This is a genomic window from Cupriavidus nantongensis (assembly GCF_041726985.1).
In the GTDB taxonomy this organism is placed as follows: Bacteria; Pseudomonadota; Gammaproteobacteria; order Burkholderiales; family Burkholderiaceae; genus Cupriavidus; species Cupriavidus nantongensis_A.
Genome location: NZ_CP168303.1, coordinates 3,432,146 through 3,447,015, shown reverse-complemented (window position 1 = coordinate 3,447,015; position 14,870 = coordinate 3,432,146). Strand labels below are relative to the sequence as shown.

13 protein-coding genes are annotated in these 14,870 nt (G+C 67.7%); 6 read left to right on the top strand and 7 right to left on the bottom strand.

The annotated features are described in order from the left end of the window. Positions 1-41: 41 nt before the first annotated feature. The gene (locus tag ACEI37_RS27235) at positions 42-728 is read right to left on the bottom strand and encodes a response regulator (protein WP_373378870.1); all 687 of its coding nucleotides are present in this window, start codon (positions 726-728) and stop codon (positions 42-44) included. Beyond that, on the bottom strand, positions 725-2,131 hold the full coding sequence (locus ACEI37_RS27230) for a cache domain-containing protein (RefSeq protein WP_373378869.1): 1,407 nt from the start codon (positions 2,129-2,131) through the stop codon (positions 725-727). Before ACEI37_RS27230 ends, ACEI37_RS27235 begins: the two co-directional genes overlap by 4 nt. A gap of 408 nt (positions 2,132-2,539) precedes the next feature. Here ACEI37_RS27230 and ACEI37_RS27225 point away from each other — a divergent pair, with 408 nt between their 5' ends. From ACEI37_RS27225 to ACEI37_RS27215, 3 genes are all read left to right on the top strand, one after another. Then, the gene (locus tag ACEI37_RS27225; protein ID WP_373378868.1) at positions 2,540-4,612 is read left to right on the top strand and encodes a carbon starvation CstA family protein; all 2,073 of its coding nucleotides are present in this window, start codon (positions 2,540-2,542) and stop codon (positions 4,610-4,612) included. 22 nt (positions 4,613-4,634) lie between these two features. After that, positions 4,635-4,829 (top strand): YbdD/YjiX family protein, encoded by a 195-nt coding sequence (locus ACEI37_RS27220; RefSeq protein WP_012354346.1) that lies wholly within the window; start codon positions 4,635-4,637, stop codon positions 4,827-4,829. A 226-nt stretch (positions 4,830-5,055) separates the two neighbouring features. Beyond that, positions 5,056-5,514, top strand: a complete 459-nt coding sequence (locus tag ACEI37_RS27215) for a hypothetical protein (protein WP_115678975.1) — start codon at positions 5,056-5,058, stop codon at positions 5,512-5,514. A gap of 260 nt (positions 5,515-5,774) precedes the next feature. Here ACEI37_RS27215 and ACEI37_RS27210 read toward each other — a convergent pair whose 3' ends face one another. Then, positions 5,775-6,065 (bottom strand): hypothetical protein, encoded by a 291-nt coding sequence (locus ACEI37_RS27210; protein ID WP_116308347.1) that lies wholly within the window; start codon positions 6,063-6,065, stop codon positions 5,775-5,777. A 201-nt stretch (positions 6,066-6,266) separates the two neighbouring features. Here ACEI37_RS27210 and ACEI37_RS27205 point away from each other — a divergent pair, with 201 nt between their 5' ends. After that, the gene (locus ACEI37_RS27205; protein ID WP_373378867.1) at positions 6,267-7,208 is read left to right on the top strand and encodes a LysR family transcriptional regulator; all 942 of its coding nucleotides are present in this window, start codon (positions 6,267-6,269) and stop codon (positions 7,206-7,208) included. 75 nt (positions 7,209-7,283) lie between these two features. On the opposite strand, the gene ACEI37_RS27200 is transcribed toward ACEI37_RS27205, so the two are convergent. The 4 genes from ACEI37_RS27200 to ACEI37_RS27185 form a co-directional block, all read right to left on the bottom strand. Then, positions 7,284-9,959 (bottom strand): DNA topoisomerase III, encoded by a 2,676-nt coding sequence (locus ACEI37_RS27200; RefSeq protein ID WP_373378866.1) that lies wholly within the window; start codon positions 9,957-9,959, stop codon positions 7,284-7,286. A gap of 158 nt (positions 9,960-10,117) precedes the next feature. Then, a complete protein-coding gene (locus ACEI37_RS27195) occupies positions 10,118-10,522 on the bottom strand; it encodes a thioredoxin family protein (RefSeq protein ID WP_373380325.1) in 405 nt (134 codons plus the stop codon). A gap of 82 nt (positions 10,523-10,604) precedes the next feature. Continuing rightward, positions 10,605-11,807, bottom strand: coding sequence for a DNA-processing protein DprA (gene dprA, locus ACEI37_RS27190; RefSeq protein WP_373378865.1), 1,203 nt, complete (start codon positions 11,805-11,807; stop codon positions 10,605-10,607). A gap of 7 nt (positions 11,808-11,814) precedes the next feature. Beyond that, positions 11,815-12,999 carry a LysM peptidoglycan-binding domain-containing protein gene (locus tag ACEI37_RS27185; protein WP_373378864.1) on the bottom strand — a complete coding sequence of 395 codons (1,185 nt, stop codon included), beginning with the start codon at positions 12,997-12,999 and terminating at the stop codon, positions 11,815-11,817. Positions 13,000-13,159: 160 nt separating this feature from the next. Between ACEI37_RS27185 and def the strand changes: the two genes are divergently transcribed. Both def and fmt read left to right on the top strand, forming a co-directional pair. Next, entirely contained in the window at positions 13,160-13,666 is a 507-nt protein-coding gene (gene def, locus ACEI37_RS27180; RefSeq protein WP_018005004.1) for a peptide deformylase, read from the top strand. A 154-nt stretch (positions 13,667-13,820) separates the two neighbouring features. Further along, complete coding sequence (gene fmt / locus ACEI37_RS27175) at positions 13,821-14,834, top strand: methionyl-tRNA formyltransferase (protein WP_373378863.1); 1,014 nt, start codon at positions 13,821-13,823, stop codon at positions 14,832-14,834. Positions 14,835-14,870 lie beyond the last annotated feature (36 nt).

Here is a 14,870-nt window from a genome sequence, read left to right as displayed (position 1 = left end):
CTGAGCCGTCGACGCCCGCCTTGTCCAAGGCGGGCGTTTTTTTATCCGCCTTCGCTTTCCCCCAGCGTCTCCACCGCATATTTCACCAGCCCGGCCCGCCCCTCGATCCCCAGCTTGCGCTTCAGGTTGAGCCGATGGGTCTCGACGGTGCGCACCGACACGCCCAGCTGCGCCGCGATCTCCTTGTTGGCCAGGCCGCGGCCGATGCCGCGCAGGATATCGCGCTCGCGCGGCGTGAGCGCATCGAGCGGGCCGGCCGCCGGGCTTTGCTCGGCGATGCCGCGCGCGATGCGGGCGCTGTAGAACACGCGCCCGGCCAGCACCGAGCGGATCGCCGCGATCAGTTCGTCGGCCGGGGCATCCTTGAGCACATAGCCGCGCGCGCCGGCACGCACGGCCTGGCGCACGTATTCGAGGTTGTCGTGCATCGACACGATCAGCACCGCGAGTTCGGGATAGCGGTCGTGCAGCGCCGCTGCCAGCGCAATGCCGCCCATGCCGCGCATGCCGATATCGGTGATCACCAGGTCCGGCATGTCGCCCGCGCCGGCGCGGTCCAGCCACGCCAGCGCGGCTTCGCCGTCGTCGGCTTCGCCCACCACGCGCAGCCCCGGCTGCAGCGCCAGGTGCATGCGCATGCCGTCGCGGACCAGCGCGTGGTCGTCGATCAGCAGCACGCGCGCGGGCGCTTCGTTGTCTTCGCGATCTTCGGCAAGAAACTGGATCATGACTGCGAGGGTCCTGCGGTAATGGCATCGCGCGCGGCGGCCGCGGGTCTGGCCAGCGGCAGCGAGGCGATGATCTGGGTGCCGCCCGGGCCGGAAAGGATATCGAACTGCCCGCACAGCGCGGCGATGCGCTCGCGCAGGTTGCGCAGGCCGATGCCGCGCTGCGGGTCGGCCTGCATGCGCGCGACGTCGAAGCCGTGGCCGTCGTCGCGCACGGCCAGCCGCGTGGCATCGGCATCGAAGCCGAGCGACACGCTCACGAGCCGGGCTCCGGCGTGGCGCTCCACGTTGGTCAGCGCCTCCTGCGCAATGCGGAACAGCGCCGTGGCCTGCTCGTCGGGTAGTTCGCGCGGGGTGCCGCTCTGCGTCACCACGATCTTGAGGCCGCTGCCGCCCTGCATCTCGCGCGCCAGGTGCTGGAGCGCGGCGAACAGACCCAGGTCATCGAGAAGAGCCGGGCGCAGGTTGCGCGCCACGCGCCGCACTTCATTGAAGACGGTGTCGAGCCGGTTCAGCGCCATGCCCAGCACCGGTGCCACCGCCGCGCCTTCGGACGGGGCCAGGCGCAGCCGGTTGGCGGCTGTTTCCAGCACCAGCTTGACCGACACCAGCAGCTGGCTGATGCCGTCGTGCAACTCGCGCGACAGCCGCGCGCGCTCTTCCTCCTGCGATTGCACCACGCGCTGCGCCAGCTGGCGCAGCTTGGCATCCGCCTCGCGGTGTTCGCTGATGTTCAGCGCCAGGCCGCTGGCCGCCACCAGCAGGATGCTGATGCCGGCGATCACGCCGATCCACGCCATGGTTTCGCGGATATCGGTCTCGGCGCGCGCGTCGAGCTGGCGCAGCGTGCTTTCGACGTCATCCAGGTAGATGCCGGTGCCGAGCATCCAGCCCCATTCGGGCACCGCCACCACGTAGCCGAGCTTGGGCGCGAGCTGCTGCGACGACGGCTTGCGCCACTGGTAGCGCACCGCGCCGCCACCGCCCCTGGCCGCGGCGATCAGCTGCTGGATGGTGGGCGCGCCCTGCGGGTCGCGCAGCGCCCACAGGTCCTGGCCGACCAGTTCCGGCTGGCGCGGATGCATCAGGTTGCGGCCCTGCAGGTCGTACAAAAAGAAGTAGCCGTCGGGGCCGTAGTCGAGCCGCGCCAGTGCTTCCATCGCCGCCTGGCGCGTGGCGGCGTCGTTGCGGCCGGAGCGCACCAGCGGCGCGATCGCGCTCTGCGCGAGTTCCACGTAGTGGCGCAGCTCGGTTTCCTTGCTCTGCAGGTAGGCGGCCTCGACCAGCGCGCGTTCATGCTGCGCCAGCTGGGTGGCCTGGAAGCGCACCGCCAGCGCGATGCCGAGCATCGCCACCGCAAGCGGCGCCACGGCGAGCAACAGGATTTTCTGGCGGAGTTTCATACAAGACCGGGGGAGCGGGGGTAAACACCGATGCCGCGCAGGCGGCATACCACCGTCGACTTGCGTAGTACTACGCAGAAGTGCTGCGTAGTTACGCGCTTGTGCCGGGTTTGGCGGCTGTCAATACTACACGCCGGACGCGCAAGCCGCCCCAACATGCGGCGCGGGTCCACGCAGTTGGTGCACCGCCTACCCGGTTGGTGCATCGCCTGCCTGCAAGACGAGATCCGGAAACGACACGAACCGGGCGCGCAGCAACCTCAATTCCAGCAGCCCAGGAGACCCCTCACCGCCGGATTGCCCTCGCTGCCCGTCCCAGGCGCGCCCAACGCCGACCCGCCCGTTGCCAGTTGCCAGTCCTTCGCCGCCGCAGGCTTTCCAAATCCCGGTCTGAGGAGACCCTTCACTATGAATCGCATCGGAGAACACCTGGTGTGGCTGGCCGTCGCCATCCTTGGCGCGTTTGCCTTCGGCACCGTCGCGCTCGCGCGCGGCGAAGCCGTCAGCGCGCTGTGGATCGTGGTTGCCGCGCTCTGCATCTACCTGATCGCCTATCGGTACTACAGCCGCTTTATCGCCGACAAGGTGATGCAGCTCGATCCCAAGCGCATGACGCCCGCGTGGCGCCATAACGATGGCCTGGACTACGTGCCGACCAACAAGGCGGTGCTGTTCGGCCACCACTTCGCCGCGATTGCCGGCGCCGGCCCGCTGGTGGGCCCGGTGCTGGCCGCGCAGATGGGCTATATGCCCGGCATGCTGTGGCTGCTGGCCGGCGTGGTGTTCGCCGGCGCGGTGCAGGACTTCATGGTGCTGTTCATCTCGACGCGCCGCGACGGCCGCTCGCTGGGCGACCTGGTCAAGTCCGAGATGGGCACGGTGCCGGGCATGATCGCGCTGTTCGGCTGCTTCATGATCATGATCATCATCCTGGCGGTGCTGGCGCTGATCGTGGTGAAGGCGCTGGCGGACTCGCCGTGGGGCACCTTTACCGTGGCGGTGACCATCCCCATCGCCATCTTCATGGGCATCTATACCCGCTACATCCGCCCCGGCCGTATCGGCGAGGTCTCGGTGATCGGCTTCGTGCTGCTGATGCTGGCCATCATCGGCGGCCAGTACGTACATGAAAGCGCGACCCTGGCGCCGCTGTTCACCTACGACGGCAAGGCGCTGACCTGGATGCTGATCATCTACGGCTTTGTCGCCGCCGTGTTGCCGGTGTGGCTGCTGCTGGCCCCGCGCGACTACCTGTCGACCTTCCTGAAGATCGGCACCATCATCGCGCTGGCGGTGGGCATCCTGATCGTCGCGCCGGAACTGAAGATGCCGGCCTTCACGCAGTTCGCCGCAGGCGGCGGGCCGGTGTGGTCAGGCAACCTGTTCCCGTTCCTGTTCATCACCATCGCCTGCGGCGCGGTGTCGGGCTTTCACGCGCTGATCTCTTCGGGCACCACGCCGAAGCTGCTCGAAAACGAAACCCACGCGCGCTTCATTGGCTACGGCGCGATGCTGGCCGAATCCTTCGTCGCCATCATGGCGCTGGTCGCCGCCGCGGTGATCGAGCCCGGCGTGTACTTCGCCATGAACAGCCCGGCCGCCGTGATCGGCACCACGCCCGAGGCGGTGGCGCAGGCGGTGTCAACCTGGGGCTTCGTGATCACGCCCGACGTGCTGGTGCAGACTGCCAAGGACGTCGGCGAAAACACCATCATTTCGCGCGCCGGCGGCGCACCGACGCTGGCCGTGGGCATCGCCCACATCCTGCACCAGGTGGTCGGCGGCCAGGCCATGATGGCGTTCTGGTACCACTTCGCCATCCTGTTCGAGGCACTGTTCATCCTGACCGCCGTCGACGCGGGCACCCGCGCCGGCCGATTCATGCTGCAGGACCTGCTGGGCAGCTTCGTGCCGTCGATGAAGCGCACCGACTCGCTGCCGGCCAACCTGATCGCGACCGCGCTGACGGTTGCGGCCTGGGGCTACTTCCTGTACCAGGGCGTGGTCGATCCGCTCGGCGGCATCAACACGCTGTGGCCGCTGTTCGGCATCTCCAACCAGATGCTGGCCGCGGTGGCGCTGGTGCTGGGCACCTGCGTGCTGGTCAAGATGAAGCGCGGCCAGTACGCCTGGGTCACGCTGGTACCGACGGTCTGGCTGCTGATCTGCACGCTGACCGCCGGCTGGCAGAAGCTGTTCCATGCCGACCCTAAGGTCAGCTTCCTGACCCACGCGTCCAAGTTCAGCGCCGCCATCGCCGAAGGCAAGGTGCTGGCGCCGGCCAAGTCGATGGAGCAGATGCACCGCATCGTCTTCAACGACTACCTTGACGCCGGCCTGTGCGCGCTGTTCATGGTGGTGGTGCTGTCGATCGTGTGCTACGGCTTAAAAACCGCGATGCAGGCGCGCGCCGTGAACCGGCCGACCGACAAGGAAACGCCGTTCGAGCCGCTGCCAGGCGCCGCTTCGGCCCAGTCCTGATCCACATCGACAAGGAGCCGCCATGCTGGAACAACTTGGCACCATGGGCCGGTACCTCGGGCAGTCGCTGCGGCTGATGGTTGGCCTGCCCGACTACCAGACCTATGTGGCGCATATGGAAAGCACGCATCCTGACCGTGCGCCGATGAGCTACGAGGAGTTTTTCCGCGAGCGCCAGGAAGCGCGCTACGGCGGCGGGCAGGGCAAGTGCTGCTAAGGGCATGCTGAGCATCGCCGCCGAACCTGGCTCGGCGGCAGACAATGCAGACAGGCGATCACATGGTCGCCTGTCTTTTTATTAAGTGTTGTATTTTCACCGCGCCTTTGTAATGGCCTGATACCGTTTCTGCAGGGGGTTACAGGGCTTTACAGGTGGTTACAGCAAGGCTGCGGCACCTTATCTACACTTGCGACACATCATGGCAATTCGAGGAAAAAAACATATGACTCGCCATCCCGTTCGCAACCTGACCGTTGCCCTTGCCCTGGCGGCCTGCGCGCTGCCGGCCGTCGCGGGCGACATGAACAATGCCCTCGGCGGCGCGCTCGGCGGTGTCGCCGGTGCCGCGGTCGGCGGCGCGCTGGGCGGCAGCACCGGCGCCGTCATCGGCGGTGCGGTCGGCGGCGGCGCCGGCGGCGCGGTCACGTCCAACCGCCGCGAGCGCACCGGCGCCATCATCGGCGGCGCGCTGGGCGGTGGTGCCGGCACCGCGGCTGGCAACGCCATGGGCGGGCGCACCGGCGGCCTGATCGGCGCCGGCCTGGGTGGCGGCGCGGGCGCGGCGCTGGGCGGCAATATCTCGCGCAACAACTCGTACGACGACGATCGCCGCTACTACAACAAGAGCCATTACAAGCGCAAGAAGCACAAGCACCATCATCGCCACCACTACGACGATTAAGTCGCAGCGGGGTCAGCAAAAACGGGCCGTCATGGCCCGTTTTTCTTTTGGCGCCGCCACCGCCGGGGTATTCACCAGACCTTGTTGCGTTGCGGCGTCTGGCATAATCGACCACAGTCCGGGCCGGATCTGCCGGCGCCAGAAACAAAGAAGCCCGCACCGGGGCCGGTGCGGGCTTCTTCTCCGATAAAGCGGGAGAGACGCGGGGCGCTCTCCTAAAGACCTGTGGAGACCAGGTTCAAGCGGTGGACCGTGCCGGCTCAGAGCGGCGCACGATCGGTCGTGGTGTCGTACTTCGCGCCTTCCGAGAAGGTGTCGAACTTGCCGGTGCGGGCGCCGTCGGTGAAGGCGTCGAACTTGCCGGCCTTGGCACCGTCCGTGTACGGGTCGAACTTGCCGGCCCGGGCGCCGTCGGCATAGACATCGAAGCTCGCTACCTTGGCGCCGTCGGTGTAGACGTCGAACTTGCCGTTCTTGGCAAAGGCGGGCGCGGCCGAGAGGGCAGCAGCGACGGTGGCGACAGCGATGAGGGCGTAACGGTTGGTTTTCATGATTCAGGCCTTTCCTATAGCGTGGATGCCTGATCCGGCACCTTCAGGAGAAGGGCATGTTGCATTGCGGCATCCGATGGCTAGATATTAGGCATTTCCCTCATATCAATAAATATCAGGATCCACAATGATTAATTTTGTTTCGGACAATAAAATAAGCTGATTGCGTAAGAATTCAGCAAAGAAACGGGAGACTATGTCATGGATCGCCTGCAGTCGATGCGTGTGTTTTCCAAAGTGGTGGAGCTCGGCAGCTTCGCGCGTGCAGCGCAGCAGTTGGAAATGTCCAACGCGGTGGTCACGCGCTACGTGGCCGACCTGGAAAGCCACCTCGGCACGCGCCTGCTCAACCGGACCACGCGCAGCCTGTCACTGACCGATGCCGGCGAGACCTACCTGCAGCGCTGCCAGCAGATCCTGGAAGACGTGGAGGAAGCGGAAAGCGTGGTCACGGCCCGCAGCCAGTCGCTGTCCGGCACGCTCCGCCTGGTGACGCCGGTGATGTTCGGCCTGCACCTGCTGCCCGAGCTGCTGTCACGCTTCCAGCAGCTTTACCCTGACGTGGTGTTCGACGTGATCCTGTCGGACCGCAATGTCGATATCGTCGAGGAAGGCCGCGACGTGGCGGTGATGCTGTCGGACCTGGGGCTGGGCTCGCACCTGGTGGCGCGCCCGCTGCTGTCGGCCGAGGTGATCCTGTGCGCTTCGCCCGGCTATGTCGCCGCGCATGCGCCGATCCGCCATGCCCATGAGCTCAGCCACCATCGCTGCATCGCCATGCGCCTGCCCAGCGCCGAGCACGAATGGACGCTGCTCGGGCCCGAAGGCGAGGTGACCGTGCCGATCCGCCCGGGGCTGCTGTGCAGCAACGCCGAGCTGGCGCACCAGGCCGCGCTGGCCGACATGGGCGTGGCCATGCTGTCGTCCTACCTGGCGCGGCCCAACATCGAATCGGGCCGGCTGGTGCACGTCCTGCCGCAGTACCAGCTGCCGCGGCGCGATGTCAGCGTGGTCTATCCCAGCCGCAAGTTCCTGCCGACCAAGGTGCGCGCCTTTATCGACTTCCTGCTGGAAGAAGGGCAGATGCGAGGCAAGGAAGAACAGCCCGCCGTCAGCCTGGGCACCCACGCCTTGCGTACCTGAACCAGCGCACGGCTTGCGTCCCGCGGAAAGCAAAGCGCCCGGCAATGCCGGGCGTTTTGCATGGGGCGATCGCGCTTACTCGCCGGCCGCTGCCGCACGCGTCTTCTTTGCCGCCGCAGTCTTGGCGGGTGCCTTCTTGGCCGCGGCCTTTTTCGCCGGCGCCTTGGCGGCGGTCTTGGTCGCGGTCTTGGCGGCGGTTTTGGTTGCCGGCGCCGCTTCAGCTTCGGCCGTGCCGCGCGATGCCGCCTTGGCCGGGGCCTTGGCAGCGGTCTTGGCGCCCGCCTTGGGCTCGCGCACCTCGAATTCGAAGCCAATCTTGCCGTCCGGCTGCTTGACCAGGAAGGCCTTGAAGTTGCGGCCGGTGCGCGACGACTTGAAGCCGGTCAGCAGGTCGGTCTTGCCTTCGTTGAGCAGCTTGCCGATCTGCTCGCGGCTGATCTCCTGCTGCAGGATGATCTTGCCGGTGGTGAAGTCGCAGCTCTTCGGGCTGGTGGTGCTGTTCTCGCAGACGTACTTCATGCCGTGCTCGAACACCGAGCCGCCGCACTTCGGGCACGTTCCTACCGGCTGCTGGCCGCTGAAGTCGACCGGCTCGCCGTCGTTGTCGTCGTCGTTCTGGCCGAAGTCGAACTCCATCTTGTAATGGCCCTCGTCGTCCTTGCCCAGCTTGAGGATGGCGGCGAACGGGCGGCCCATCTTGCTGCGGAAACCCTGCAGCGGACCGATCTCCTTCTTCAGCAGCAGCTCTTCGACTTCCTCGATCTCGAACTGGCGGCCACCCGGAATCTTGCTGATCGAGAATTCGCAGGCGGTGCAGGCAAAGCGGCGGTAGTTCTCCTTGACCTGGCCGCCGCACTGCGGGCACGGCGTGTCCAGCGTGGCGTAGTCCCCGGGGATGGTGTCGCTGTCGTATTCCTTGGCGCGCTTGACGATCTGCTGCGTCATCTGCGCGATCTCGCGCATGAATTCGTCGCGCTTGAGGCGGCCGCGCTCGATCTGCGACAGCTTGTGCTCCCACTCGCCGGTCAGTTCCGCCTGGGTCAGTTCCTGCACGCCCAGGCCGCGCAGCAGCGTCATCAGCTGGAACGCCTTGGCGGTGGGGATCAGCTCGCGGCCTTCGCGCACCAGGTATTTCTCGGTCAGCAGCCCTTCGATGATCGCCGCGCGCGTCGCCGGCGTGCCCAGGCCCTTGCCGGCCATGGCTTCGCGCAGCGCGTCGTCGTCGACCAGCTTGCCGGCGCCTTCCATCGCCGACAGCAGCGTGGCTTCGTTGTAGCGCGCGGGCGGCTTGGTAGTCAGGCCAACGCCCTCGACCTTGTCGGTCTTGACCTTTTCATCCTTGGCCACCGGCACCAGGTTGGCGGCATCTTTGTCGCCTTGCGCTTCACGGCCGTAGATCACCAGCCAGCCCGGGTTGACCAGCACCTTGCCTTCGGTCTTGAAGTGGTGGCCGGCGACTTCGGTAATGCGCGTGGTGACCTGGAACTCGGCCGCCGGGAAGAACACCGCCAGGAAGCGGCGCACCACCAGGTCGTACAGCTTCTGCTCCGGCTCCGACAGGTTCTTGGGCGCCTGCAGCGTCGGGATGATGGCGAAGTGGTCGCTGATCTTGCTGTTGTCGAAGATCCGCTTGTTCGGCTTGACCCAGCCCTGCGCCAGGATCTTCTTGGCGTGCGGCAGGTAGTTGGGCGAGCTGTCGGCGAGCATGTCCATGGTCTGCTTGACCGTGTCCAGGTAGTCCTCGGGCAGCGCACGCGCGTCGGTACGCGGGTAGGTCAGAACCTTGTGCTTTTCATACAGGGCCTGCGCCAGGCCGAGCGTGTTCTTGGCCGAGAAGCCGAAGCGCGAGTTGGCCTCGCGCTGCAGCGTGGTCAGGTCGAACAGCGCCGGCGACTGCTGCGTCGACGGCTTGGATTCCTCGGTGACGGTGCCGGGCTTGTCGCGGCACGCGGCAACGATGCTCTTGGCCTCGGCCTCGCTCCACAGCCGCGAATCGCGCGCCTCGGGGTCGAACTCGTTCTTCTTGAACTTGGGGTCGAACCAGCGGCCTTCATACAGGCCGGCGGCAGCGATGAACTCGGCGCGCACTTCCCAGTAGTCGCGCGGCACGAAGTGCTTGATCTTCTCTTCGCGCTCCACCACGATCGACAGCGTCGGCGTCTGCACGCGGCCCACGGTGGTCAGGAAGAAGCCGCCGCCCTTGCTGTTGAACGCGGTCATGGCACGCGTGCCGTTGATGCCGACCAGCCAGTCGGCCTCGGAGCGGCAGCGCGCCGCATCGGCCAGCGGCAGCATGTCTTCATCTTCGCGCAGGGCGGCAAAGCCGTCGCGGATCGCCTGTTGCGTCATCGATTGCAGCCACAGCCGGCGCACCGGCTGTTTGGCCTTGGCCTGCTGCGCGATCAGGCGAAAGATCAGTTCTCCTTCGCGCCCCGCGTCGCAGGCGTTGATCAGCGCGGTCACGTCCTTGCGCTTGATCAGCCGGTTCAGCACCTTCAGGCGCGACTCGGTCTTGGGGATCGGGCGCAGGTCGAAGTGCGGCGGAATCACCGGCAGGTTGGCGAAGCTCCACTTGCCGCGCTTGACCTCGTATTCGTCCGGCGCGGCGATCTCGACCAGGTGGCCGACGGCGGAGGACAGCACGTAGTCGTCGCTCTCGAAATACTCGTCGTGCTTGGTAAACCCCCCGAGGGCACGGGCGATATCCGCCGCGACCGACGGCTTTTCCGCGATGATGAGGGCTTTTGACATGGGAAGGGTCCTTGCGAGCTGCATCCGGCAACCCGCTAATTGCACTGCAAACGTAGTAATCAGAACGCCGGGGGGCTATGAGGCGCCAATAATAAGCGCGGTTTCGACGGCGGTGCAAGCCAGCCTCATGGCGGCTCGCCTGCCATCGTACGCGCCGCCTAGGCGCCGCCGCGCCCCCCAGCAAGCAACCAGTCCAGCACCTCCGGCACGTCTTCCGCTGGCGCCGGCATGGCCGCGCCACGCGTGAGCATGCGTTCGAGCACCTCGATATGCGGCAGCAGGGTGCCATAAAACTGCGGCGTGCCACCCGCTGCCCGCTGCACCAGCACCGTCGGGAAATTCTCGATATCGATATCGCCGAGCGCATCCGCATGGGTTTCGATATCGATCCAGACAAAGCAATCGTCCGGATGGCGCGCGGCCAGCGCCGTCAGCGCCACCAGGTAATCCCGGCACGTACCGCACCACTGCGCGCACAGGCACGCGACCAGGCGGCCCTGCGGCCGCGCCGCCAGGCAGTCGGCGATGGCGCCGGCGTCACGTTCAGGAAAGTAAACGGTCATGGCATCGGAAACATGAGGTGCCCGCGACACACGGACAGCCGGCGATTGTATCGGTATTGCGCGCGCCGCCCAGGCGCGGCCGTCACGCAAGGCGCCGGAACAGGTTTCCCGGTAGACGCTCGGCATGCCCGGCCAGTTCCAACTCCAGCAGGCGTGCCGCGGCGGCTTCAGGTGGCTGGCCGCTGCGCTCGCACAGCGCATCCAGCGTAACCGGATCGTAGCCGAGGGCGGCCAGCAGGGGGTCGGCGGAATCGGCAAATTCAGACTGGTCCGAAGCCGGCGGCGAAGCCACAGCCTGCGCTGGCGGCTGGCAGAGCACCGGGGCGGTCGGCCCCAGGTTGATTTCCTCGAGCACGTCCTCCGTGCGCTCCACCAGCTTGGCGCCCTGGCGGATCAGCAGGTGGCAACCCTGCGACAGCGGCGCGTGGATCGATCCCGGCACCGCGAACACCTCGCGCCCGAGCTCCGCGGCCAGCCGTGCGGTGATCAGCGAGCCCGAGCGCGCCGCGGCCTCCACCACCAGCACCCCGTGCGCCAGCGCCGCGATGATGCGGTTGCGGCGCGGAAAGTTGGTCGGCAGGCCCTGCATGCCGAGCGGGAATTCGGTAACCACGGCGCCGCGCTGGGCGATCTCATGGGCGAGGGTCAGGTTGTCCGCGGGATAGACGCGGTCGGCGCCTGTCCCTGTGACCGCGATGGTGCCGCCACAGCCAGGCAGGCCGCCGGCATGGGCAGCGGCGTCTATCCCCAGCGCCAGGCCGGAGATTACCGTCAGGCCCGCCTCGGACAGCTCGCGGCCGAACGCCTGCGCATCGCGCTTGCCCTGCTCGGTGGCATTGCGCGCGCCTACGATGGCGACCGCGGGGCGGGCAAGCAGCGCGGGATCGCCTTTGATATATAGCAGCGGCGGCGGATCGTGCAGGTCGAACAGGCGGCGCGGGTAGGCATCGTCGGCCAGCGTCAGCAGGTGGTTGCCGGGCGTGCCGAGCCACGCCAGCGTGCGCTCCACCAGCGCCGGCAGCCCGGCCCCCGGCGTGGCCAGCACCGCGCGCGCCAGCTTGGCCGGGACCACGGCCGACAGCGCCGTCACACTCTGCGCCAACACCTGGCGGGGCAGGCCGAACGCCGCCAGCAGCATGCGCACCGCGACCGGGCCGACGCCGGGGGCACAGGCCAGCTGCAGCCAGGCCTTCAGGTCGTCGGCATCGCGGATCGCGGCTGTCGCGCCGGCGCCCGCATGGCAAGGGAATGCGGCGCCGACAGGCGCCGCCGGAGATGTCACCAAGAACGGCTCAGCGCGGCGAGGTGGCGCGGTCGCCGACCGCGATCACGTTGGAAGCGTCGGTCACCAGCGCATACGAGACGCCGGGAAACACACGGAAGACAAAGGCCAGCCCATAGCGCTCGTCCGGCAGCCGGATGGCGCGGTTGCTGTCGGTCTTGTCGGTCACGGTTTCTCCGGTGCGCGACAGGGCCAGCACGTGGCCCGGTTCCACCCCGGCCTGGCTGCCGAGGTTGAGCACCACGACCTGCCGGGCGCCACCGAACTCGACCCCGCCGTAGACCTTGGCGACGCGGCCGTCGAGCTGCGCATCGGGCGCGTGCGGCACGTAGCGCAAGGCTTCGCGCGCGGGCTGCGGCATCAGCAGCGTGCCGACGCCCATCTCTTGCCTGGCCTGCGTGACCTGCAGGGTCGAGACCGCGTCCGGGCCCTGCGCGCCGCGCGCCAGGCGCACATTGCCTTCATATTCGGCCTCGTAGCCGAGCACGGCCTGGGTCACCGGATCGCGCACCGGGGTGAGCGGGCGGTAGGCCTGCCAATCGCTGCCCTGCGGCGCATCCGCGGGGATGCCCCGCGCATAGCCGGTGTCGTCGCGGCCCAGGATCACGCGCGATTCCGACACCGCCACGATGCGGGCCGAGGTGTCCAGCGTGCCCTGGTCTACCACCAGCGGCCGGATCAGGAAGGGTTCGATATCGGCGGCCGGGATGCTCAGGATGGCGGCGCCGTCGGCGGCGCCGCTGCGCATCTGCGGCGACAGGCGGACGGTGTCGCCGCCGCCCGGCGTTGTCGACAGCCAGGCACGCCCGTCGCGCTGGATCAGATACAGGATCTGGCCCGGATAGATCAGGTGCGGATTGCGGATCTGCTGCCGGTTCATGCCCCACAGCTCGGGCCAGCGCCATGGCTGGCGCAGGAAGCGGCCGGAGATGCCCCACAGCGTGTCGCCGGCGCGCACCGTATATTGCGATGGCGCGTTGGCGGCAAGATCGGCCACCGGAATGCCGTGCCGGGCGGTGCGCTGGGCTTCGGCCTGCTGGGCCGGCGTGACCGTCAGGTCAGCCGCCAGCGCCGGCAGCGCCGCCGCGGCGGTGAAGGCCGCGGCACTCAATAGTGGACAGGCAAGAAATCTGGGGATGAACGCGTGCAGCCTGCGGCCCGACGCCGCCTGGTGTTCTTTGGTAAGATCGCGCATTTTCCTGACCGGCCGGTGGTTCGGCCGGATTGACCCGGGAGAGCGTGCCTGTTGCGGCGCGCCTTGAATTTTTGTACTTGCGCCCCGATTCTGCATGTAAACATCCGCCGCCGCAACGCGGCCCGGTTGCCGGCAGCAGCCGGCGTTGCGCCCCAGCATCATGGCAAAACTCGACATCCTGACCTACCCCGATCCCCGCCTGCACACCGTCGCCAAACCCGTGGCCGCGGTGGACGACCGCATCCGCCAGCTGGTCAAGGACATGGCGGAAACCATGTACGAAGCGCCCGGCATCGGCCTGGCCGCGACCCAGGTCAACGTGCACGAGCAGGTGGTGGTGATCGACGTCTCGGAAACGCGCGACCAGCTCCAGGTCTTCATCAACCCGGAGATCGTCTGGGCCAGCGACAACCGCAAGGTGTGGGAAGAGGGCTGCCTGTCGGTGCCCGAGGTCTACGACCGGGTCGAGCGCCCCGACCGCGTGCGCGTGCGCGCGCTCAACGAGAAGGGCGAGAGCTTCGAGCTCGACGCCGACGACCTGCTGGCGGTCTGCATCCAGCACGAGATCGATCACCTGCGCGGCAAGGTCTTCGTCGAGTACCTGTCGCCGCTGAAGCTCAACCGCATCAAGAGCAAGCTGCAGAAGCGCGAACGCACCCGCATGTAAGCCGCCGATGCGGCAATAAAGATGTAACAGCGCGCCGGAATCCGGCCACCCGCATACGGCACCGGCGCGGGGTCTGTTATCTTTATGACTTCCGAAGAACCACGATACCGGCCGCTATAGCGGCCGGTGCCATTTCAGGCCACGGAAACCTGCCATGTCCCAAGCCAGCCCCTTGCGTGTCGCCTTTGCCGGCACGCCCGAGTTTGCGCGCGTCGCGCTGGAAGCCATCCATGCCGCCGGCTTTCCGGTGGTCGCCGTGCTGACCCAGCCCGATCGGCCCGCCGGCCGCGGCATGCAGATGCAGGCCAGCCCGGTGAAGCAGTTCGCCGTCGCCAATGGCCTGGCGCCGGTGCTGCAGCCGCGTTCGCTGCGCCGCCAGGGCAAGTATCCGGAAGAGGCCGCCGCTGCCATCGAAACGCTCGCCGGCATCGCCCCCGATGTGATGGTGGTGGCTGCCTATGGCCTGATCCTGCCGGCCGAGGTGCTGACGCTGCCGCGGCTGGGCTGCCTGAATATCCATGGCTCGCTGCTGCCGCGCTGGCGCGGCGCGGCGCCGATCCACCGTGCCATCGAGGCGGGCGACGCCGAGACCGGCATCACGCTGATGCAGATGGACGAGGGCCTGGATACCGGCGACATGCTCACGCGCGAGGCGGTGCCTATTGGCGCGGACGACACCACCGGCACGCTGCACGACACGCTGGCCGCGCTCGGCGCGCGCATGATCGTCGACGCGCTGCGGCAACTGGATGCCGGCCGGCCGCTGCCTGCCACGCCGCAACCCGAGCAAGGCGTCACCTACGCCGAGAAGATCGCCAAGGACGAAGCGCCGCTGGATCTGCGCCGCCCGGCCGCCGAACTGGCCAACCAGGTGCGCGCCTTCAACCCGTTCCCGGGCGCCACCGTGCAGGTGGGTGACACCGTGATCAAGTGCTGGCAGGCGTTGCCGCTGGCGGCGGCCAGCAGCCTGCCGCATCCGCCCGGCACGGTGCTGGCGGCCGATGCCGCCGGCATCCTGATCGCATGCGGCGAGGGCAGCGCGCTGCAGGTCACCGAGCTGCAGAAGCCGGGCGGCCGGCGCCAGCCGGCGCAGCAGTTCCTGCAAGCCTTGCCGCTGCCGCCGGGCACGCGCTGCGTGGTGCCCGGCAACGGCGCCGCGGCGGCTTGAGCAGGCTGTCCTTTGCCGCACATGACGCTTGATGTG